Genomic DNA, 19866 nt, shown 5'->3' with positions numbered 1-19866 from the left:
TTATTGACATAGTATTCCTATTGAATTAGTATGTATTTAATTAGATATCGATTTCTTATCAAGAGAGGTAGAGGGATTTGGCCCGATGAAACCTCGGCAGCGGACTTTCGTATGAAAGTACTGTGCCAATTCCAACAGGTGTACCTTGAGAGATAAGAAAAGGCTTTTGACTGACCAATCATGTAAGTAGCCTCTTCTTTTCAAGAAGGGGTTATTTTTTATTCTGATTCATTCTAAAGTAGATCATGCTTGCTTCGCATCATTTCAATAATAGACATGTTGCAATAGATAATTTAAGGGTGAGGTGAACAAAATGTTTACGAATACGTATTTGTTAAAGGTTTCATCCGATCGAACAGAACAAGAAATTGACCAGGCTCTGAACGAAGCCCTTCTTGAGCTTTCCAAAGGTGGAAGTGTATCTATTGCTAAGGTTGCATCCATCAAAAAAGAGGGGAATAATTCCTTATCAGAGTCGAATGAGTGATCTCTCTATTATCCGTATACAAGTTTAATATCAATCGTGTATGCTTATCTAAGAAGGAGGGATATTCAGCTTATGTATGAATTAAAAACGAAGGAAACAGACCGTAGTGTAATAGAATTTATTGAACAAATTGAACAACTAAAGAAACGTCAAGACGCCTATCAATTACTTGATCTTTTTACTGAAGTCACTGGATATGAAGCAAAGATGTGGGGCCCAAGTATCATCGGATTCGGAAGCTATCATTATAAATATGCTTCTGGTCACGAAGGTGATGCTCCATTAGTAGGCTTTTCCCCGCGAAAGGCAAAGATTAGCCTTTATTTAACCACAAATGAAGAAATTCGAGAACGATTATTAAAGGATTTTGGCAAACACACATCAGGCAAATCCTGTGTTTATATTAACAAAGTATCTGACATTAATATCGACATTCTTAAAGAGTTCATTACTGAAACGGTAACCCTAGTGCAAAAAACATACCCAAATCAATGAAGTTTTTTTGAACGACTAGTTCATTCTAAAAGCTAAAATCAAAAAACAACACCCTGATGTATCTAATTGAAGTAGATATCAGGGTGTTTAAATTTGTATTATCGTAAACCTATATAGGGGTAGCGTCAGGAAAATGCGAATTTACAACGTTAAGGAAAGTACAATTTTTTCGGTATTAAAATTGAGAAATTGGGCTTTTTTCGTTACTCCAGAAAAGCGCCCGATTATTTAATACCATTTTTCTATTACGTAGTATTGTTGTACTGTTCAGCAACCCATCTTATTGACCAAACACCTCAAAGCCTACTTTTGATAGAATCCTAACGCTTGATAAGCTAAGCGTATCGACCTTCATCGTCTTGCAACCTAGCTCTCTCGCATTTCCTCTGCCATCTGCATCAGCTTCGAGCCATAATGATGCTTGCGTAGCTCCTCATTCACCATAGAATATTGTTTTGGAATAAATCCCACAAGAAATGGTACAGCATTCCGTCCGCTACCTTCGTTTCGTCCTCTTCATCCTTAACAAAGAAATTAATCTCCTTTAAGTGCTAAGGTAATGTGCCGCGTATTAAATTTAGATAACATATTCTGAATTTTAATAATTCAGCTATTTTTATGCTAATACCATTGACTCTCACCAGAGTTCAGTCTTATTATATTTATATTGACTCAGTTCATTATAAATAGTCATTAAAGGAGAAGAGCGTATGCCAAAGATCATAAGTGAGCAGGAGAAGGAGCATATCAAAAATGCAATGTATATCAAAGGAATAGAGCTCATTCGTAAGAAAGGCATGAGGCGAGTTAAGGTTGACGATATTGCAGCAGCTGTGCAAATAGCCAAAGGTTCCTTCTATACCTATTATCCTTCCAAGGAAGAATTTCTCTACCACATTATGAAGCAAAATGAGCAAGCTTTATTTGACCGAATTCTTGAAATCGGAGCTAGCTCGCGGCATTTTAAGGACAAGATTACGCATGCACTTTATGAAATTTATTTGGCGCCAGATAGTCTTGCACTCTATGTTCAGCCATCGGACCTGGAATATTTGCTGCGCAAGCTTCCAGATTCTATTAACAGAAAGGAACATGATAAATCCAAAACTAATTTTCAGCGTACAATGAGTTGCTTGGGAATAGAGGATGCTCAATGCGATTATAGCGTACTTGCGAATTTAATGGATGGCTTGCATTTTATCGCCTCTAATCAGAATCAATACGGTGAACAAGGAAGGGCACAAGCATTAAGCATTCTTGTAGAAGCAATTGCGGAATATCTAAGCAAGTGCAAGCAGAATTCAACAAAAAATAGCTAGAGGAGGCATTCACATGTATCAAACTTTGATTATTTTCATAGCGGCTATTGCCTGCATCAGTATGGCGATTTATTGGTTTCTCTACACAAAGAAGCGTGCAGCAGCCTGTCAGATCAATACACCAAACGGAATAGATGAGGGCGAGTATGTGACGATCGGTGGAATCCAGCAGTTTTTATATCATCGTGGTGAAAATAAGGATCATCCCGTCCTCTTATTCCTGCATGGAGGTCCTGGTAGTCCGATGCTTCCTTTTGCCCAAGACTTTCAGTTTCCTTGGGAAGATAAAGTAACCGTCGTTCACTGGGAACAGCGAAACAGCGGTAAAACCTTCTTTGCGAATGATCCCCAGAAAGTCACGCCGACAACAACGATTGAACAAGCATTACAGGATACATATGAAGTTGTGAGCTATTTACAAAAGAAATATAACAAAGAGCGAATACTTCTGCTTGGTCATTCATGGGGTTCTATCTTAGGCAGTCTATTCACATTGCAATATCCGCAGATGGTTCAAGCCTATATTGGAGTTGGACAAGTTGTAAATATGCTTGAAAACGAACGAATTGGCTACGAAAAAGCATTGGAATACAGCAGACAAGTAGAAAATCAGAAAGATATTAGCACCTTACAGGCTTTAAGCCCTTATCCCGATCACCAATTGAGTGATGACATGATCAAGAAGCTTATAAAACTCCGTAAGTTGCAAGGTAAGTATAAGCTTGCGATGCAACCATCACCCCAACTAGTCATGAGCGTACTATGTTCTCCCTTTTATTCGTTCAAAGATATTAAATACATGTTAATGAGCGATGTACTAGAAATAAAACAGCGTGCTATTTTGGAATCTTTGTTTAAGTCCTATGATCTAAACATGGTAACTTCAGACTATCAAGTTCCAGTATTCTATATCCACGGCGAGGATGACTGGCAAACTCCTTATTCTCTCGCTCGCACATACTTTGATCAACTCAAGGCGCCAATGAAACAATTTTACTCCATACCAAATGCTGGACATGTGACGATGCTTGATCAGAAGGAGCTATTCAACGAAGCTTTATTCGACATTATCGATCAAATCAAACATTAATTTCCAAAGCCATTCCATCATACGCCATCATGATGGAATGGGACTCAAATATCTTATTCATGTCAGTATGCAAAAGCTACACATTATATATCTACTACGCAATATAAGAGTTCCTCCACAATCTAGCCCTTTAATGGAGGAAATCGCCTGTTACAGCTGTCTCGGTTAGGTTCAAGGTAGAAGCCTTATGCCTTTCGTGACTTTCAGGAAAATAAACGTTACTCGATTTAACCGTATACTTATTACAACTTACTCAAGAGTTAACAGATAAAGCTTTTGAATTTCATGATAGACAAATACTTAGTCTTTTATCAAAAGGCCGTAAGGCTCAAGAAGAAATTCAAAAGCAAATCGGTAAAAAGCTGAATGAAAAAGTTATACACTTTACCAATATCGGACAAGCATTAATCAAAGCGAAAGAAGAAAAATTAGACGTTTTTGAGATTTTAGAATCCGTTATTGAATGGAATTCTTTTGTCTCGTCTGTAGAAGAAGCTCAGGAACTTGCCCGTCCTGTGGACTATGATTATTTAGACTTATTGCAGAAACGATTTTATTCACTTAGAAAATATACACCGACCTTATTAAGGGTATTGGAATTTAATTCTATAAAGGCAAATGAACATCTTTTACAAGCTGTGGAGATCATACGAGGAATGAACGAATCCGGAAAGAGAAAAGTACCTGACGAATCACCTGTTGATTTTATTTCAAATCGTTGGAAAAACAATTATATGTGGATGACGGTACAATTAATCGTCATTATTACCTTTCAAGTGAAACTTTAAGAAGAAAAATTCAAAAAGGATTAAATAAAGGAGAAGCGATGAATGGTCTCGCAAGAGCAATTTTCTTTGGGAAACAAGGGGAGCTTCGGGAACGAACTTTACAACATCAGCTACAGAGAGCCAGTACATTGAACATAATTATTAATGCAATTAGTGTCTGGAACACCTTACATTTAACAAAAGCGATTGATTATCAAAAAGGAATCAGGGACTTTAATGAGGACTTGTTGCACCATATGTCTCCTTTAGGTTGGGAGCATATTAATTTACTGGGGGAATATCATTTTAAATTGGACAAAATGGTGTCTTTAAATTCATTAAGACCATTAAAACTTTCTTAACGTTGTTAAAATCGGGGTAATCGTCTTGAAAATATGCTTAGCGTTGTAAATCCGCGTTTTCCTGACGCTACCCCATATAACAGTTACTTTAAATCAGATTGCAAATGTAGAGTAATTGATTATTAAGAATGAGTAGTTACACCTTGTCGCTTATTTACATGCTCCAGCTTTTCCCCTAAATGCTTAGCAAGCTCAAGCATCCCATACCTTCCCGCTTTTTCTTCTACATCTGAGTTATAATTTGTATTTGTATTAATATCGTACGTATAAATATCTCCAGCTTCATTTCTAATAAACTCAATCCCTGCAACTTGAATATTATTGTCAGCTAAGAGCTTTTCGTACTGCTGAATAATAGGCTCGTTGAAGTCTTGAACAATTTTAAATTTAGCTTGATCGGCAGGATCTTCCCCAGCTGGACAGAACAAATCACCAATTTGGCAGGCATCTGCTGGACAAAGCTCAAAGCCTTCAGATGTATCCACTTGGACAGCATAATGAAATTTTCCACCAATAAACTCACAGCGTGTTATAAATGGCTGGGGAGCTTGAATATACTCCTGGATTAAAGTAATCCCATCTACTGGTTCTTCAAAATCTGGACCATTTACATATCTTTCTAATGCTTCTACACGTTCAAAAAGCTGAACACCGAGACCTTTACCTGCGCGGTTATGCTTTGTAATAAATTTCTTCCCTGCAAACTGCTTCGCTGCTTCTATTGCATGCTCTTTACCGACGGTAGCAATTGTATAAGGAGTTTGAATTCCAGCAGCATGTAATGCCATATATTGTGCGGCCTTATTTAATTCAAGCTGTAGCGCGCGTGTTCCATTTAAGACGACTCGTTCATGTCTCTCTAACCAAGCTAAAACCGCACTCGTTAGCTCGGGAGCATAACGATGCCCCCTAGTATGGGAGGAAGCGCTCATTCTATTATAGAATACACCCTGTGGTGGAATAGCATTTAAATCAACCATTCCTTGATCCAAATGCCATTCTTCGTAGGGTAGACCAAGCTCCTGAAGTCTTTTTGTTAGATGAACGGTCCATTCGTTATTCTCATGAATAATATATATTTTCCCCATGATTCTCTCTCCTTTTTGCATGTCTTCTATCTTATGTTCTAACTAGGTTTAATTAGATTCCATCTAAAGATACATAAATTACTGTTCATCAACTGAAAGAGCAGATTGACGTAATTTTTCTACTATAGGCATGATCTTTTTCGAAAAACGTTCCATTTCCTCAAGCTGTGGAGAGCATTGTAAAAGTAATAAATCGAGTCCTGCTTTTTCATATTGAAGTATGCGTTCTGCTATTTGCTCAGGAGTACCTACAAGCTGTGGCCGTAATCCGCGATTGGAAACAGAATAGTCGGATAATTGAATCTGTTGCTCAAGCTGAGATTTGCTAACAAAATCCTTGTATCCAGCGTAGCCACTCGTTTCTTGGACATTTGTAATTCGCTCCAGCTCTTCTACTACTTCCTGTTCTGTATCTCTGCAAATCACATAGGCTGCCATTCCAAAGCTTAAGAAAGGCTGTCGTCCCATATCCTGTCGTAGCTGCTTCATTTGCTTTATTTTTTCTGCAATTTCTTCTACTGTTCCTCCGTGCATGACATACGCATCACAAGCTGAGGAAATGACCTCTTTCCCTCTTTTACTTTCTCCACCTGCATAAAGAATAGGGTTTGGACGCTGAACAGGCTTTGGAGCTAGTGAAGCTTGCTGTAAGGAATAATATTTTCCCTTATAATTAAAAACATCTTCTGTCCACAATCCTTTAAGGACATCAATAAATTCCTGTGTTCTCTCATAACGCTCATCATGCTCGGTAAAGATCCCATTGTACTGCTTTGCTTCCTCCTCCCACCAAGCTGAGACCACATTTAAGGTAAAGCGTCCCTGACTAATATGGTCAATATTAGCTGCCATTTTGGCTGTAACTGCAGGGTTATGAAATCAAGGACGAACGGCGGTCATAATTTCAATTTTCTTTGTTACAGAGGCAAGAGCAGCTGCTGTACTCCACGCTTCTAAGGAGTCATGCTTAATTCCTTTAATGTCGTTCAGGTACAGTTCAGCTATTAAGGTTGTGTCAAATCCCCAATCCTCAGCCGCTTGAATGACCTGTTTAGCGTAGTCAAACGTTGCTGGCATATTTTCATTCTGTACGTTTCTTAGCCAGCCACCGAAGATGGGTAACCAAAATCCATATCTCATTTTTATGAACACTCCCTTGCGACAACGTTTCAGGCTTTAATTACAAGTAATCATATTATAAAAGTCGGCTTTAGGTCAATGGAAAACATATTATGTAAATAAGATAAAAAGACACTTCCAGCTCCACCATTTGTGTGGAAAAGAAGTGTCCATTGCTGCGGGTCAGACTCTGTTTAGACCTTTTTATTAATATTCCGTTCTTAAATCAAGCTTCTCCCATGTGTCAAAGGGAAGGGTTTCAATAGGTAGGGTTAATTTATGCATCGGTATTTTGCGCTTTTCCTTAGGCAAATCAATTTCTTCATAAATAAAGTGATCATCAAATCCAGCCTTTGCAGCATCTTCTTTCGTGCTGGCAAAGTATACGGCCTTAGGGCGGGCCCAATAGATTGCTCCAAGACACATAGGGCAAGGCTCGCAGCTTGTGTAAAGCTCACAGTCGGTAAGCTGATACGTATTCAGCTTGGTGCAAGCGTCACGAATCGCTTGTACCTCAGCGTGAGCAGTAGGATCATTTGTCGTTGTTACTTGGTTTTTCCCTATTCCTACAATTTCTCCGTCCCTTACCACGATGGCTCCAAACGGACCTCCTCCAAGAGCTTTAACATTATCTACAGCAAGCTGGATCGCTTTTTCCATGAATTGTTTATCCACTATTTTTATGCTCCTTTCATCCTATCCTGCACGTTGAGAACCATTATTCTATAGCTTGACTACCCTGCTTCAATTTTTCTAATAGACTTGCCTCTTTCTCTGAGGATATACCCGCTTTCCATTCATAATGAACGCCTCTTGAGCTACTCCACTCTATTGTATCACGAATAGTTTCAGCAAGTGGACGGAGCTGAAGTCCTTTATCTAATGCTATTGCTTTCTGGAAGTTAATCGAAAGCATTCCAGCATGATTCCCATCATCTGAAATCCAGAAAGGCATTTCACTCCAAGGGACTACTTCGTTCTCTAACAAGAACTGTTCATCTACCCAGTTTAGGTTCGCGCTTTTCCCTAACTCTTCAGCTACTTTTTTGCACTCATTAAGAAAGTGATGCAAATGAATGCTTTCAGACGGTCCTGCTGTATTAAACGTTCCTGTTGTACCTTCTTCAATCTGTTCTAAAATCCAGCGAGCTAGGTCTCTGACATCGATATATTGTATAGGTGCATTCCCTTTTCCTGGGGCAAGGACTTCTCCACCTCTAGCGATGCGTACTGGCCAATACGTAAAACGATCTGTTGGATCATAAGGACCTACAATTAATCCGGGGCGGACTATAAGACTTTTTTCAGGAAATACTTTTACTACTTCTTCTTCACATAACGCTTTTAATGGACCATATGTTTCACCGGTCACTTCTTCTGTTCCTTCATCTTTTAGCCTGCTGACTTCAGCACCTTCATCCATATCTAATTGAGACATATCCTGATAGACAGAAATAGTAGAAATAAAAGTATAGTGATTGATGCAATCTGCTAATTTTCTCACAGATTTTCTAACAATTCTTGGTACGTAGCCATTTGTGTCAATAGCTACATCCCATGTTCTCCCTTCTAACGCATCAAGGTTGCTATCCCTATCCCCTATTAATTTTTCAACCTGCGGAAATAAATCAGGATTGGTCTTTCCCCGATTAAAAAGAGTAACCTGATGACCCCTTTCAAGAGCATACTCCGTTAGATGACGACCTAAAAAGTGTGTTCCTCCTAGAATCAATACGTTCATCGAGTAGCCTCCTTTTCCTATTAATCATGTGCTGTACAACGCACATATCCTCTAAACCTATCCGTAAGCTTCTGTCCGAAATGAAACAAGGCATTTTCATTTCCTACTAAGGACACCAGCTGAACTGAAATAGGTAAGCCCATTTGATCTTCACCAACAGGTACCGTCAACGAGGGTAAGCCTAATACATTAGGCAAGGCGATATATGGCAAGTATTGTCTAAAGGTTTTGCGAATGGAAAAAATCTCACTATATAGCTTACCATGTGGTAAAGTAGCGGTATGATAAACGGGTATGATTAAGATACGATTATGTAGAAAAGACTTAATCTCCTCCTTCGCCTGTTTAACATCTGAGGAAAGCTGTTTATGCTGTTTTTCATTAGGCTTAAATATACTAGCCCCAATTACAGCCCATGAAAGATAACGATGTAACTCTGCCTTCCCACTAGTTACTTCTTTTATATATTCTCGAACTGGACTGCTTTTACGACCTTCGAAAGCTAGATCAGCGATACTTTGACCACCGTCCACAGATTCTATAAGCTGCCACATCAGAGCTAAATGAGTAAAGCTTGATGGATACTCCTCCCCGATCACCTTTTGCTTCTGTTCAAAGTAGGTGCGGATTTCCTTCAATAGATCGGTTGTTTCTGCTGACATTGGGTAGGCTGGATGAGGCTCGGGAATAATAAGCTCAAACTTCTCAATCTCCTCCAAGCTAAGCGTTACAGGAGGCCGTTCTGCAATAATATCGTTAATAAGCTGGGCATCGCGTACACTTTTAGCGATGGCTCCCATTCCAAGCATAGCCACTTGGTATGGATCTTCTACAAAAGGAAAGTGGCCGTCCTGAGAAACCTGATATTCTCCAGATTTGAAGCCTACTACACCGTTAAAATGGGCTGGGAAACGAATCGATCCCCCTATATCCGATCCTAGGCCAACGGCAGCACCACCAACCGCCATTAACGCCCCTTCTCCACCACTTGAACCACCAGCCGTTCTACTTACATCCCAAGGGTTATTTGTACGACCATATAGCTTGTTAACGCTTTCTTGGCAGAAGCAAAGGGTTGGTGTATTCGTTTTCCCTAGAATAATAGCTCCTTCCTGCTTTAATCGTGAGACAGCTTCAGCATCCTTCGTACTTTTCAGTTTTTGCCTGTGCTGTAATCCACCTGTCGTACTCATCCCCGAAACATCAAAGGACTCTTTCATACTTATAGGAACTCCAAAAAGCCGTCCTGTCACTTTTCCCTCTGCCACAAGCTGATCACATGTTTTTGCCTCTTCTATCGCCTCAGTAAAGCGTTCCTGAACCAAGCAATTGATGGTCGAGTTAATCCTTTTCAAATGCTGAATAAACGTTTCTGTTGCTTCAAGTGAGGTAATTTCTCTTTTTTTAATTTTCTCTGCAAGGGTTGAAGCATCCATATCTAGAATTGAACTCATTTAGATAACCTCCTTGTTTTCAATTATAAGATGCTCTAATCATATGTATAAGTAAATGCAAGAATACCTCCCTGCCTAGTATTGTAGCAGGGAGGTGCACCATTTCTATAGATTTATTTAAATAGATTCTATGGTACGACCTGTACTAAATAGCTGCACCATGAATTCTTCTAGTAGCTATGGATAGACCACTTGTTTTCTTTGACCCTCTTTTGATGAAGCTCTAATGGCATCCATGATCAGTTGGACGTTACGCCCATCCTCAAAGGTCGGGATATCCCTTGTATCACCGTTCAATAAAGTAAGATATAACCGCTCTACCATTGGCTGAAAAGCAGGATAATACCTAGAAAGTGCATGAGTAAAGTGGCTTGGAGCCTCAGCAGCAGGACTTAGTTCAACGGGCTCTAGATTTCCTTGGTTTTCACCAAGCAGCACTTCTTGATCGTCAGTCATGACTAATGTTCCTTCTGTACCAACAATCTCTAATCTCCAGCCTAATGCATGTCTAGCCGTAGAAATAAGATTCATCTGTAAGCTAGTGCCGTTACTGAATGAACCAAGGACCTGAAATGAATCGTCCGCTGTTCGTAGCTCTCTTTCATCAGCTGGTGCTTGTAGGTTCTGAGGTACGTACGTATGCAACTGTCCATACACAGAGCTAATCTTCTCCCCTGTCCACCACATTAATGTATCTAACATATGAGAGCCAATCGCACCTAAGAAGCCGCCTCCTTTGTCCTCTTGTCCGAGCCAGCCTCTTGAAGTGGATATAGAACTTTCATATCCAGGAAATATACAATTGTATTGAATGTGCAGGACTTTACCTAGCTTTTGATGCGCTAAAATTTCCTTGACTTTCAACCTAGCAGGGAGATAACGCCACTCGAAATTAATAAGTCCAAGCTTATTCGCTTTATCTCTCGCCTTAATCATAGCCAATGATTCGTCCGCATTGAAGGCCATCGGTTTTTCACAAAGCACATGATTTCCGGCTTCAAAAGCAGCTAAAGTCATCTCATGATGTAAGTATGGAGCAGAAGCAATGGAAACAAGATCAAGATCCTCTTCCTCAATCATTTCTCTCCAATTGGTATAGATCTGTTCAATTCCTGTCATTTCCTTAATATCATTCACATTTCCTCTAGCTACACTAGCAATAGCCTTTACCTCAAACTGTGGATGATGAGAAAAAATTGGGGCATGAACCTTTGCCCCAAATCCAGTACCTATTATCCCTACTTTAAATATCTTACTCATGTTTTATGCTCACTCCTCTACTTCATTGATAGAACCAACATGATTGTCTATTTCTTTCGTTAATTCTATTATACTATGTTTCGAGGAGAAAACATCAAGTGTTCAGGCTTTTTCCGTCTTTTCTTAAACCTTTAATCTTCTCACGTAGGTAAGGCATAACCCAACGATCTAATCCATATCTACCAGCGTTTGCAGCAGCTACGAACAGGAAGATAGAGATGAGAACCATCATTGGGTTCGTAGACATCGTTCCAGCGAACATAAAGGCGAAGTTCATGACTACTCCGAAGAATGCAGCAGCTGTTGTTAAACACCCTAGTATTAATCCTAATCCGACGAGGACTTCTCCCCAAGGTACAATGAAGTTAAAAACATCTATGTTTGGTGCTGCGAAGTTTTCTAGAAAAGCAACGTAGTTTGGATAAACAATGGTGTCTCCCTTCGCTACCGGGTTATTGATAGCATTTGCCATAAAGCCAGAAGCGTCAAACCCACCTGTTACTTTACCCCATCCTGACTTCAACCAGCTCCATCCTAGCCATATTCTTGCAAAAGTTAGTACCACAGCCGCCCATCGATTTGTTCTTAAGAAGTTTCCAATCATTTTTAACACCCTCCCCTTTTGGGATATTTGAAAGTATGATTCCTTTTACACTCTTAGTATAAGCTGATTCTAAAGCATTTGATATATGTTTGTGAATGTATTCACATATAAGACATAGCTTTTTGACGGTTATGTGAAATGCTTCACATTGTGGTTTATTTCAAGCTAATTAGTGAAATAAAAATGTAAATTTCACATCAAAAAAGTGAGAAATATCACAGACAATAGTAGCTATGACTTATCCTTCAACAATGTCTGATGATAGGTATTCCCTTTTGGAAACTCTTGACAGGAGAGCAGTTGTCATCTTCAATAAGAAGTAATGGAAAATGAAAATCGATATAATCGTAGATTTATGACAAAGGAAGCTTTCTCACATCACGATTCTTATCTATGTTTCATCGATTTTGGAGGGACTATCTTGAAAAAATATAATCTGATTGCTTTCTTTTTAATGATCTTCTGTTACTTGATTGTAGCCTATTCTATCTATTCACTTGCAAATAATACTTGGTTGATAGCTCCTCCAAACTATGTGATCTTATTGCTGTCCATTTTGACATTCATTATTGGGGTAATGGGTTTTAAGGATGTTTCAAGCTGGCATGCGAAAGTAAGAAGCTGGTTAACAACTATTTTCTCTTCGTTATTAGTTGTACTTCTCTTCATTACTCTAGCATTTACAAGTATGTTTTCTGGTGCAAAAGAACTTATAACAACAGTGAATTCCCCCGATGGGTATTATACAATTGATTTCTTTTATACGGATGCTGGTGCAATGGGTACATTCGGAATATTAGGCGAATTAAATGGTCCTTTATGGTTTAAGAAAAGAATATATACAGAGAGACGAGTCGATCAGGTTGAGGTTGAATGGGAAAATAATCATACTATTTTGATCAATGACAATACACTTGATTTAAGTGAAAGCGCAAAGTTCCCTTGATACATATTGGACTTCGCGCTTTTTGTTTCTCTATTTTTACCCCTTTTTATGCGTAGCTTTTTTCAACTTTAGTGTAACGGTTATATATAGACAATAGAGACTATGCTTTTACTTCTCTTATTTATTCCTTATCAAGCTTCAATTTTGCCAATGCATCAGCTAAAGCCGTATTAATTGGTTCTTGATTCTTTTTATCCTGCTGTCGTAAATATTGTGTAACATCCTTTTTGGAGATATTCTTATGCTTCTCTTTTTTTCTTCTTTCCTGGAAAGCACTATGTTTTTCTTTGTAGCCACAGCGACAAACAAAAATTTGTCCTTCTCCTTCACCGTGAAGCTCTAGGGACTTACGGCACTGCGGACATCTTGCCTTAGTTTTAATACTAACCGATTTTCTATGACCACATTCGCGATCCTGACAAACTAGCATCTTCCCTTTTTTACCGTTAACCTCTAATAGTAGCTTCCCACATTCAGGACACTTGGTCCCCGTAATATTGTCATGCTTATACTGCTTCTGACTATTTTTAATCTCTGAAACAATTTGTCTAGTATAGTTCTTGATTTCACCAATAAACTGTTGTTTTTGCAGCTTCCCTTGTGAAATGGCCATGAGCTTCTGTTCCCACTCAGCCGTTAAAATAGGAGACTTTAATTCTTGAGGAGCTAGATCTAATAGCTGCTTTCCTTTGGAGGTTAGGACAAGATCCTTTCCTTTTTGCTCTATAGCAAAGCTGTTTAGGAGCTTATCAATAATATCTGCTCTAGTAGCAACAGTTCCTATTCCACCTGCTTGACCAAGTGTTTGCTTAAGCTTCTGATCAGAAATGGTAATAAACTTTTGTGGGTTTTCCATCGCTGAAAGCAAGGTTCCTTCATTGAAAGGAGCAGGTGGCTTCGTTTCTCCTTTTGTTTGGGAAACAGAGCGTATTTGTAGCTGATCTCCCTGCTCTAGCTTAGGCAATGTCTGCTCCTTCATATCATCTGCTTGATCGTCCTCGTCTACCCGATGATCATAGACTTCCTTCCAGCCTTGAGCTATCACTCTTTTGCCTTTAGCTAAAAATGTTTCCTGTCCAATTTTTGCTGTAATCGTTGTTTGCTCGTACTCAAATGGTGGATATAAGACAGCTAAAAAGCGCTTAACGACTAAATCATAGATCTTCCTTTCCTTATCACTCAAAGACATTAACGCAGCTTTTTCTTCTGTCGGAATGATAGCGTGGTGATCAGACACTTTACTGTCATCTACAAATGACTTATTCGCCTTAAGTGGCTGTTTTAAAGCCTTTGCAGCAAGTAAAGTATATGGTCCCACAGAGCATGCTTTTACTCTATCCTTTAACGAGTCTACTAGATCTGAGGATAGATATCTTGAATCTGTTCTTGGATAAGTTAAAACTTTATGCTGTTCATATAGTCTTTGCATAATAGACAGTGTTTCCTTCGCCGAATAGCCGAAAATTTTATGGGCATCCCTCTGAAGCTCAGTAAGGTCGTACAACTGCGGGGCGTAGCTTTTCTTATATGCTTTATGAACATCTGTAATCTTACCAGATTTATGCTGTAGCTCAGAGACTAGCTGCTCACTCTTTTTCCCATCAAACGTACGCATTTCCTTCGACTTACTATCCTGCCAGACTAGCTTAACACCCTTATCGGTTACAGCCGTAATCCCATAAAACGTTCTAGGCTTGAAGTTTCTAATTTCCTCTTCACGATGGGCAATCATTGCTAACGTTGGTGTCTGTACACGCCCACAAGAAAGCTGAGCATTAAATTTTGTTGTTAAAGCCCGCGTTGCATTTATCCCCACAAACCAATCCGCTTCTGCCCTTGCTACAGCGGAAGCATACAGGTTTTCATACTCTTTTCCATTCTTCAGCTTATTAAATCCATCTTTAATGGCTTTGTCCGTTACGGAAGAAATCCATAGTCTCTTAATTGGTTTATTCACATGAGCTTTTTCAATAATCCACCTAGCGACAAGCTCACCCTCTCTCCCGGCATCTGTAGCAATAATAATTTCTTTGACATCCTTCCGGTTGAGCTGTGCTTTTACCGCATGATACTGCTTGCTTGTTTGCTTAATTACTACTAGCTTGAGGTTTGAGAAGATCATAGGCAGATCGTCCATACGCCAAGATTTATATTGATCACCGTAGCTTTCTGGATCAGCGTGAGTCACAAGGTGACCGAGTGCCCAGGTTACGATATATTTATCTCCTTCAAGAAATCCATTTCCTTTTTTCTGACAGCGTAATACTCTAGCGATATCTCGTGCCACTGAAGGCTTTTCAGCTAAAACAACAATCTTACTCATCGAAACATCCTTTCCAATCCTGATACCTAACTATACCATATTTGGCCTAATAAGTTCCCTAATTGCATATGTAGCAATTTAGAAGAAACTTCTTTTAGCTTTGAGTGCTATGGTTTTAGTAGGTAAGAAAATCTAAAGAAATGGAGAGATACAGCATGAAAACAGTTCAATCTAAAGATGGCACAGTATTAGCTTATGATATGTTTGGCAGTGGCCCAGCCCTTATTTTTATTACAGGAGCCACCTGTTTTCGTACTTTTGAGCCGGTTATCCACGATGCGCAAATATTTGCGCAGGCGTTCACAGTTTACAATTATGACCGTCGCGGGCGCGGGGATAGTGGAAATACACTGCCATACCGTATAGAGCGTGAGATTGAAGATATTGAAGCTATGATAGATACTGCCGGAGGTGCGGCGTATCTTTACGGACATTCTTCGGGTGCCATCCTTGCCCTGGAAGCTGCTATGGAATTGGGTGACAAAGTGAAAAAGCTAGTGATATATGACCCTCCTTATGTTCATGATGAAACTTATCAAAAAGAGTTTAAGGAGCTAAGTGACAAACTTTCTATGCTTCTTGATAGCGGGAAGAAGGAGGAGGCTATCCTGCTCTTTTTAACTGATCCCACCGGTGTCGGAATTCCTGGCGAAGTGGTTACTGGTATGCAACAACTCCCTCATTGGAAAACGATGGTGGCACTTGCCCCTACTCTTGTCTATGACACGGCTATAGCTAGTAGATATGCTCCTATTAAACAGGTATCTCAGTTCACCACTCCAACTCATATCATTGTTGGTGAACATAGTCCCACTTCTATGCATGAGATTGCCGCTCAGTTAAGCGAAGGAATGCCGCATGCAAAGTACAGTAAGCTTACAGGGCAAGACCACTTAGTTGACCCTGAGCAAATCTTGGAAAGCCTCACAAGCTTTCTAAAACAGTAGGCTATTACAAATAAATGATTTGTTGACCGTCTTTATCTTTGATAAGATAGCTTTATTGCAACGGAAAGGAGTACGAAAATGGACGGTTGGATGATCCTTGTGCTTATTGTTCTTGTAGCTTCTGCATTACAAACAAGTACTGGTTTTGGCTTTTCTATTGTAGGCACACCTTTTCTGTTGCTGCTTTATCCTGCACATACAGCCATACAAATCAATATTATCCTTTCCCTCTGTCTATCCACTTTCATGATTTATAAAATCAGGCGAGAGGTGGACAAGGATCTATTAAAAAGACTCGTAAAAGGAAGTATAACGGGTCTAGTTTTCGGGATCATTATCTATCTTTATTTAAATGTCCAACTATTAAAGATGCTAGTTGGTACTTTCATCCTTATACTAACGGTGCTCCTGATCTTAAAATTAAAACTAACTCAAACAAATAATCGTGACCTACTAACTGGAGGAATTTCAGGATTTCTTACGACAAGTATTGGTGTGCCTGGTCCTCCTCTGCTTCTTTATTTTTCTGGAGTTGGAGCAGCGAAAGCGGTTCTTCGTAGTACAACACTAGCTTACTATCTTGTTGTCTATTTCGTCAGCCTAGTGCTGCAAATATCGTTTGGGGGAACAAGTAAGGAAACGTGGATCTCAGCCGTCATTGCCTTGCCTTCCCTTTTTGTGGGGATTGTTCTAGGGCAGATTTTATTTAAATGGATAAGTCCAAAAACGTTTCAACTCATAACGTATATCATCCTAATTTTCACAGGAATTTATTTGATTGTAACAAGTATGTGAGTGATTCATATTCTCACTTCACACAGTTCCTAACCTATTGTAGTGTGCTTGTCTCGTATCAGTTCTTAATGCAGTATGGCGTACCATGACAGTGACAGTTATAAACGCTTCAAGCACCGCTGCCAGAGACAGTCGGTGCTTGAATTGATTAAGAGTTTCAGCTAATTGATTAGAGAGACGTTTGGTATATCCGGTTTCTTAGTTTGTCTAATAAAATCCCTGTTTTTTGGCGTAATTCCCCCAATGTGGACGATTCCCATCTACATCAGTAAAGTGGTACTCATCAGATAACCCCCAGCTAGTCAGTGTTTTTCCTGACTTATCTCCTACGTTTGAATCAGTGGCTAGCGCAGCAATTCCTTTGCCAATGAAGTATGGGGTTTCTGACGCTATGAAATGAGGATCCTTTTCTGCGGCATCCTGCCAGTTCTCCTCCGTAACTCCAAAATGATCCAGCATAGCTTCAGAACGCAAGAACCCTGGTGTTACCGCTAAAGCTGTAATACCGTGATCCTTTAGCTCAGCAGCCATCGCTTCAGCTAAATGAATAACAGAGATTTTTGCTAGACTGTAATATAGGCTTCCTCTGTACCTATAGCCCTCTCCATCTGTAATTTCTATGACCAACCCTTTTTTATTTTCTATCATTAATGGAGCACCATAGTAGCTTGTCATCATATGAGAATGAACCGCTCTTTCTTGCATGAGTAATCCATTCGCTAATGAATGCTTCCAAAAAGGCGTCCCCCATTCTGTTAATGGGTCTCCACCCCAAACATCATTTACTAAAATATCTAGCTGCCCGTTCTGTTCTTCTTTTACTTTTTCAAAAAGAGCCTGTACCTCCCTTTCAATAGTATGATCAACTTTAACTGCTATTCCTTTCCCACCTTTTTCCGTAACCATTTCAGCCGTTTCATCAATCGTTTCAGTCCTTCCCATATTAGAAAGCTGCCCACGTACACTTCGTCCTGTACAGTATACCGTCGCTCCGGCTGCTCCGAGCATTACAGCTATTCCTCTTCCTACACCCCTAGTGGCACCAGCTACAACAGCAATTTTTCCTGCTAATGGTTTATTCATAGAGCTTTCCTCCTTATTCAAATCTATATTTCTTTTTCAGTATAATTCTTCATACATGACATCCCTTGTCATGTATTTATGATAAAATCAAAGTATCTTTTATTATTACCTAGTAAAACTTGTTTGTGTTAGTTCCAAGACAAAGGGTGTGTGTAAATGAGAGCTGACAGACTACTTTCTATCCTATTATTTTTACAAAACAAGGGAAAACAAACCGCTAAAGAGTTGGCTCAGAAGCTAGAAGTTTCTGAAAGAACGATTTTAAGAGACATGGAGGATTTGAGCTCCGCAGGAATCCCTGTATATGCGGAACGGGGTTCATCTGGAGGGTGGAAGCTCTCTGAGGGCTATCGGACAACTCTTACAGGGCTAAAAGGAGAGGAAATTCAAGCTTTATTACTGAATCACTCCTCCACTTTGCTTCAGGATTTAGGAATAACAAACAATCTTGAAGCAGCCTTTCAAAAGCTATTGGCAGCTACACCAACAACACTTCAAAAAGATATTGAATTAGTAAGAGCACGAATCCATGTAGATGGTGCTGGCTGGTTTCAGTCCAAGGAATCAATTACTTATTTATCTGTCGTGCAGGAAGCCGTTTGGGAGGAAAAGAAGCTGCTAATTGAGTATCAAAAAGGTCAGGGGCAGGAATCGAGAAAGAGGGTTGTTCAGCCCTTGGGACTAGTAGCTATGAGGAGTATTTGGTATATGGTTGCTAGGGTTGACACTGAAGAAGCTGAACTAGAATCTGGACATAAAGAATCCGAGCTTGATGATACACTTCGTTCCTATCGCATCTCTCGGATCATACATGCGGAAAAGCTTGACGAGAACTTTCAACGACCAGTATCATTCAACTTGGAAGAGTATTGGGAAGTATCTACCAAACAGTTCAAGGCGGCCATTCCACGCTACCCCGCCCGTGTGGTCATGAATAAAAAGCTACTTAATCGCCTGCAAAAAAAGGTCTTTGTTGAGGTTCTTGGTTATACAGAGACCGAAGATGACCAGTGGATCGAAGCTGAATTGCTATTTAATACCCTCGATTCAGCTTGTGAAATAATATTGGGACATGGACAGCTTATAAAAGTTATCGCTCCAGATGAATTAAAGCAAGCCGTAATTTCAGAAGCGGAAAAGCTTTTGGAATTGTACGGATACAAAAATAAAAGAGGGTGATAAGCGTGCATGATGATCAAGCTTTAATTGAAGCACCCCTTAATGGTGATGTAGATGCTTTATATAAAGATGTCCTTCATGGTGGACAATCTAGAATACATACACGATAACCTTAAGCAAAAAGGAATTTATATCACTGAAATTGAAGTAGATCCTACGCTTGAAAAATACTTTCTCTTCAAGGATTTGGACGGTAATCAATTTGGCTTATTCCAAGATATCAAAAAATAAATGAAAGTCTACGACGGATTTAGCAAACTCACAGCCGTCTATATAGTGAATCTAGTTAATGAAAGGAGAGTTAGTATGAACAATGAAGGATTAAAAACAGAGCTACAGGAGGAAGTGAAGACTAAACCCTTACTCAAAAAAGTCCATTGCAATTACTTACCTGTATCAGACCTGAAAAAAGCTGTAGACTGGTACATTCAATATTTTAGTGTAAAGCAGCTAGAAGCAAATGATAAAATTTTGGTGCTAGGTAGCGGGCAATGGCTCTTTCTTCTGGAATCAAAAACGAAAGAGAATGCAAATTTCTACACAGATCATTGGGATGGGGAAAATTACGAAATGTTTTCTTTAACGTTTGAGGTGGAGGACATTATACAGCTCCATCAATCCCTGCAACATAGTGGTGCTTATGTTGGACCACTAGTTGATCATGGGTCCTGTGGATTGCAATTCGTCTTTAAGGATTTAGACGGAAACAAATTTAACGCTTGGCAGGATAATGTCAGGTAAACATCAATCCAACATGTTAACTAAGAACAACCTGTCTCTATAAACCAAAGTGAGACAGGTTGTTGT

At 39.5% G+C, this 19866-nt stretch carries 17 protein-coding genes, 2 pseudogenes and 1 riboswitch; of the genes and pseudogenes, 10 read left to right on the top strand and 9 right to left on the bottom strand.

Annotation, left to right across the window (positions count from 1 at the left end):
• Nucleotides 1-52 precede the first annotated feature (52 nt).
• A riboswitch (SAM riboswitch) is annotated at nucleotides 53-159 on the top strand.
• 154 nt (nucleotides 160-313) lie between these two features.
• The 5 genes and pseudogenes from J2S11_RS08905 to J2S11_RS08885 all read left to right on the top strand — a co-directional run.
• Nucleotides 314-487 (top strand): hypothetical protein, encoded by a 174-nt coding sequence (locus J2S11_RS08905; RefSeq protein WP_307393664.1) that lies wholly within the window; start codon nucleotides 314-316, stop codon nucleotides 485-487.
• A 72-nt stretch (nucleotides 488-559) separates the two neighbouring features.
• Nucleotides 560-982 carry a DUF1801 domain-containing protein gene (locus J2S11_RS08900; RefSeq protein WP_307393661.1) on the top strand — a complete coding sequence of 141 codons (423 nt, stop codon included), beginning with the start codon at nucleotides 560-562 and terminating at the stop codon, nucleotides 980-982.
• A 710-nt stretch (nucleotides 983-1692) separates the two neighbouring features.
• Entirely contained in the window at nucleotides 1693-2301 is a 609-nt protein-coding gene (locus J2S11_RS08895) for a TetR/AcrR family transcriptional regulator (RefSeq protein WP_307393658.1), read from the top strand.
• Between the two features lie 13 nt (nucleotides 2302-2314).
• The gene (locus tag J2S11_RS08890) at nucleotides 2315-3391 is read left to right on the top strand and encodes an alpha/beta fold hydrolase (protein WP_307393655.1); all 1077 of its coding nucleotides are present in this window, start codon (nucleotides 2315-2317) and stop codon (nucleotides 3389-3391) included.
• A gap of 141 nt (nucleotides 3392-3532) precedes the next feature.
• Nucleotides 3533-4520: pseudogene (locus J2S11_RS08885) on the top strand (Tn3 family transposase); the annotation flags it as partial.
• A gap of 122 nt (nucleotides 4521-4642) precedes the next feature.
• On the opposite strand, the gene J2S11_RS08880 reads toward J2S11_RS08885, so the two are convergent.
• From J2S11_RS08880 to J2S11_RS08850, 7 genes and pseudogenes are all read right to left on the bottom strand, one after another.
• Complete coding sequence (locus J2S11_RS08880; protein WP_307393652.1) at nucleotides 4643-5608, bottom strand: ATP-grasp domain-containing protein; 966 nt, start codon at nucleotides 5606-5608, stop codon at nucleotides 4643-4645.
• Nucleotides 5609-5686: 78 nt separating this feature from the next.
• Nucleotides 5687-6748, bottom strand: a pseudogene (locus J2S11_RS08875) (LLM class flavin-dependent oxidoreductase).
• A gap of 186 nt (nucleotides 6749-6934) precedes the next feature.
• Nucleotides 6935-7405 carry a nucleoside deaminase gene (locus tag J2S11_RS08870; RefSeq protein ID WP_307393924.1) on the bottom strand — a complete coding sequence of 157 codons (471 nt, stop codon included), beginning with the start codon at nucleotides 7403-7405 and terminating at the stop codon, nucleotides 6935-6937.
• A 40-nt stretch (nucleotides 7406-7445) separates the two neighbouring features.
• Nucleotides 7446-8468, bottom strand: a complete 1023-nt coding sequence (locus J2S11_RS08865) for an NAD-dependent epimerase/dehydratase family protein (RefSeq protein ID WP_307393649.1) — start codon at nucleotides 8466-8468, stop codon at nucleotides 7446-7448.
• Between the two features lie 20 nt (nucleotides 8469-8488).
• Complete coding sequence (locus J2S11_RS08860) at nucleotides 8489-9922, bottom strand: amidase (protein WP_307393645.1); 1434 nt, start codon at nucleotides 9920-9922, stop codon at nucleotides 8489-8491.
• A 177-nt stretch (nucleotides 9923-10099) separates the two neighbouring features.
• Nucleotides 10100-11182, bottom strand: coding sequence for a Gfo/Idh/MocA family protein (locus J2S11_RS08855; RefSeq protein WP_307393642.1), 1083 nt, complete (start codon nucleotides 11180-11182; stop codon nucleotides 10100-10102).
• Nucleotides 11183-11276: 94 nt separating this feature from the next.
• Nucleotides 11277-11786, bottom strand: coding sequence for a DoxX family protein (locus J2S11_RS08850; protein WP_307393640.1), 510 nt, complete (start codon nucleotides 11784-11786; stop codon nucleotides 11277-11279).
• 421 nt (nucleotides 11787-12207) lie between these two features.
• On the opposite strand from J2S11_RS08850, the gene J2S11_RS08845 reads away from it, so the two are divergent.
• Nucleotides 12208-12732: a DUF5412 family protein gene (locus J2S11_RS08845; RefSeq protein ID WP_307393635.1), complete on the top strand. Its 525-nt coding sequence runs from the start codon at nucleotides 12208-12210 to the stop codon at nucleotides 12730-12732.
• 121 nt (nucleotides 12733-12853) lie between these two features.
• Here the strand turns inward: J2S11_RS08845 and J2S11_RS08840 are convergent, their stop codons facing one another.
• On the bottom strand, nucleotides 12854-15055 hold the full coding sequence (locus J2S11_RS08840) for a DNA topoisomerase III (RefSeq protein ID WP_307393633.1): 2202 nt from the start codon (nucleotides 15053-15055) through the stop codon (nucleotides 12854-12856).
• Nucleotides 15056-15195: 140 nt separating this feature from the next.
• Between J2S11_RS08840 and J2S11_RS08835 the strand changes: the two genes are divergently transcribed.
• Together J2S11_RS08835 and J2S11_RS08830 are read left to right on the top strand one after the other, a co-directional pair.
• Nucleotides 15196-16002: an alpha/beta fold hydrolase gene (locus J2S11_RS08835; protein ID WP_307393630.1), complete on the top strand. Its 807-nt coding sequence runs from the start codon at nucleotides 15196-15198 to the stop codon at nucleotides 16000-16002.
• Nucleotides 16003-16080: 78 nt separating this feature from the next.
• On the top strand, nucleotides 16081-16797 hold the full coding sequence (locus J2S11_RS08830; RefSeq protein WP_307393626.1) for a sulfite exporter TauE/SafE family protein: 717 nt from the start codon (nucleotides 16081-16083) through the stop codon (nucleotides 16795-16797).
• A 207-nt stretch (nucleotides 16798-17004) separates the two neighbouring features.
• Here the strand turns inward: J2S11_RS08830 and J2S11_RS08825 are convergent, their stop codons facing one another.
• The gene (locus tag J2S11_RS08825) at nucleotides 17005-17880 is read right to left on the bottom strand and encodes an SDR family oxidoreductase (RefSeq protein ID WP_307393623.1); all 876 of its coding nucleotides are present in this window, start codon (nucleotides 17878-17880) and stop codon (nucleotides 17005-17007) included.
• 156 nt (nucleotides 17881-18036) lie between these two features.
• On the opposite strand from J2S11_RS08825, the gene J2S11_RS08820 reads away from it, so the two are divergent.
• Nucleotides 18037-19059: a helix-turn-helix transcriptional regulator gene (locus tag J2S11_RS08820; protein ID WP_307393621.1), complete on the top strand. Its 1023-nt coding sequence runs from the start codon at nucleotides 18037-18039 to the stop codon at nucleotides 19057-19059.
• Nucleotides 19060-19365: 306 nt separating this feature from the next.
• A complete protein-coding gene (locus J2S11_RS08815) occupies nucleotides 19366-19800 on the top strand; it encodes a VOC family protein (RefSeq protein ID WP_307393618.1) in 435 nt (144 codons plus the stop codon).
• Nucleotides 19801-19866 lie beyond the last annotated feature (66 nt).

The sequence above is a fragment of the Bacillus horti genome (assembly GCF_030813115.1).
Taxonomy (GTDB): domain Bacteria; phylum Bacillota; class Bacilli; order Caldalkalibacillales; family JCM-10596; genus Bacillus_CH; species Bacillus_CH horti.
Note: the sequence above shows the minus strand (reverse complement) of the source record. Positions and strands in the feature narration are given on the sequence as shown.

Bases quoted from the DNA above. Each gene is read 5' to 3' on its own strand.
- J2S11_RS08815 (WP_307393618.1), top strand. From the start codon at position 19,366: ATGAACAATGAAGGATTAAAAACAGAGCTACAGGAGGAAGTGAAGACT.
- J2S11_RS08865 (WP_307393649.1), bottom strand. From the start codon at position 8,468: ATGAACGTATTGATTCTAGGAGGAACACACTTTTTAGGTCGTCATCTA.
- J2S11_RS08840 (WP_307393633.1), bottom strand. From the start codon at position 15,055: ATGAGTAAGATTGTTGTTTTAGCTGAAAAGCCTTCAGTGGCACGAGAT.
- J2S11_RS08860 (WP_307393645.1), bottom strand. From the start codon at position 9,922: ATGAGTTCAATTCTAGATATGGATGCTTCAACCCTTGCAGAGAAAATT.
- J2S11_RS08895 (WP_307393658.1), top strand. From the start codon at position 1,693: ATGCCAAAGATCATAAGTGAGCAGGAGAAGGAGCATATCAAAAATGCA.
- J2S11_RS08905 (WP_307393664.1), top strand. From the start codon at position 314: ATGTTTACGAATACGTATTTGTTAAAGGTTTCATCCGATCGAACAGAA.
- J2S11_RS08850 (WP_307393640.1), bottom strand. From the start codon at position 11,786: ATGATTGGAAACTTCTTAAGAACAAATCGATGGGCGGCTGTGGTACTA.
- J2S11_RS08880 (WP_307393652.1), bottom strand. From the start codon at position 5,608: ATGGGGAAAATATATATTATTCATGAGAATAACGAATGGACCGTTCAT.
- J2S11_RS08855 (WP_307393642.1), bottom strand. From the start codon at position 11,182: ATGAGTAAGATATTTAAAGTAGGGATAATAGGTACTGGATTTGGGGCA.
- J2S11_RS08825 (WP_307393623.1), bottom strand. From the start codon at position 17,880: ATGAATAAACCATTAGCAGGAAAAATTGCTGTTGTAGCTGGTGCCACT.
- J2S11_RS08820 (WP_307393621.1), top strand. From the start codon at position 18,037: ATGAGAGCTGACAGACTACTTTCTATCCTATTATTTTTACAAAACAAG.
- J2S11_RS08900 (WP_307393661.1), top strand. From the start codon at position 560: ATGTATGAATTAAAAACGAAGGAAACAGACCGTAGTGTAATAGAATTT.
- J2S11_RS08835 (WP_307393630.1), top strand. From the start codon at position 15,196: ATGGAGAGATACAGCATGAAAACAGTTCAATCTAAAGATGGCACAGTA.
- J2S11_RS08890 (WP_307393655.1), top strand. From the start codon at position 2,315: ATGTATCAAACTTTGATTATTTTCATAGCGGCTATTGCCTGCATCAGT.
- J2S11_RS08830 (WP_307393626.1), top strand. From the start codon at position 16,081: ATGGACGGTTGGATGATCCTTGTGCTTATTGTTCTTGTAGCTTCTGCA.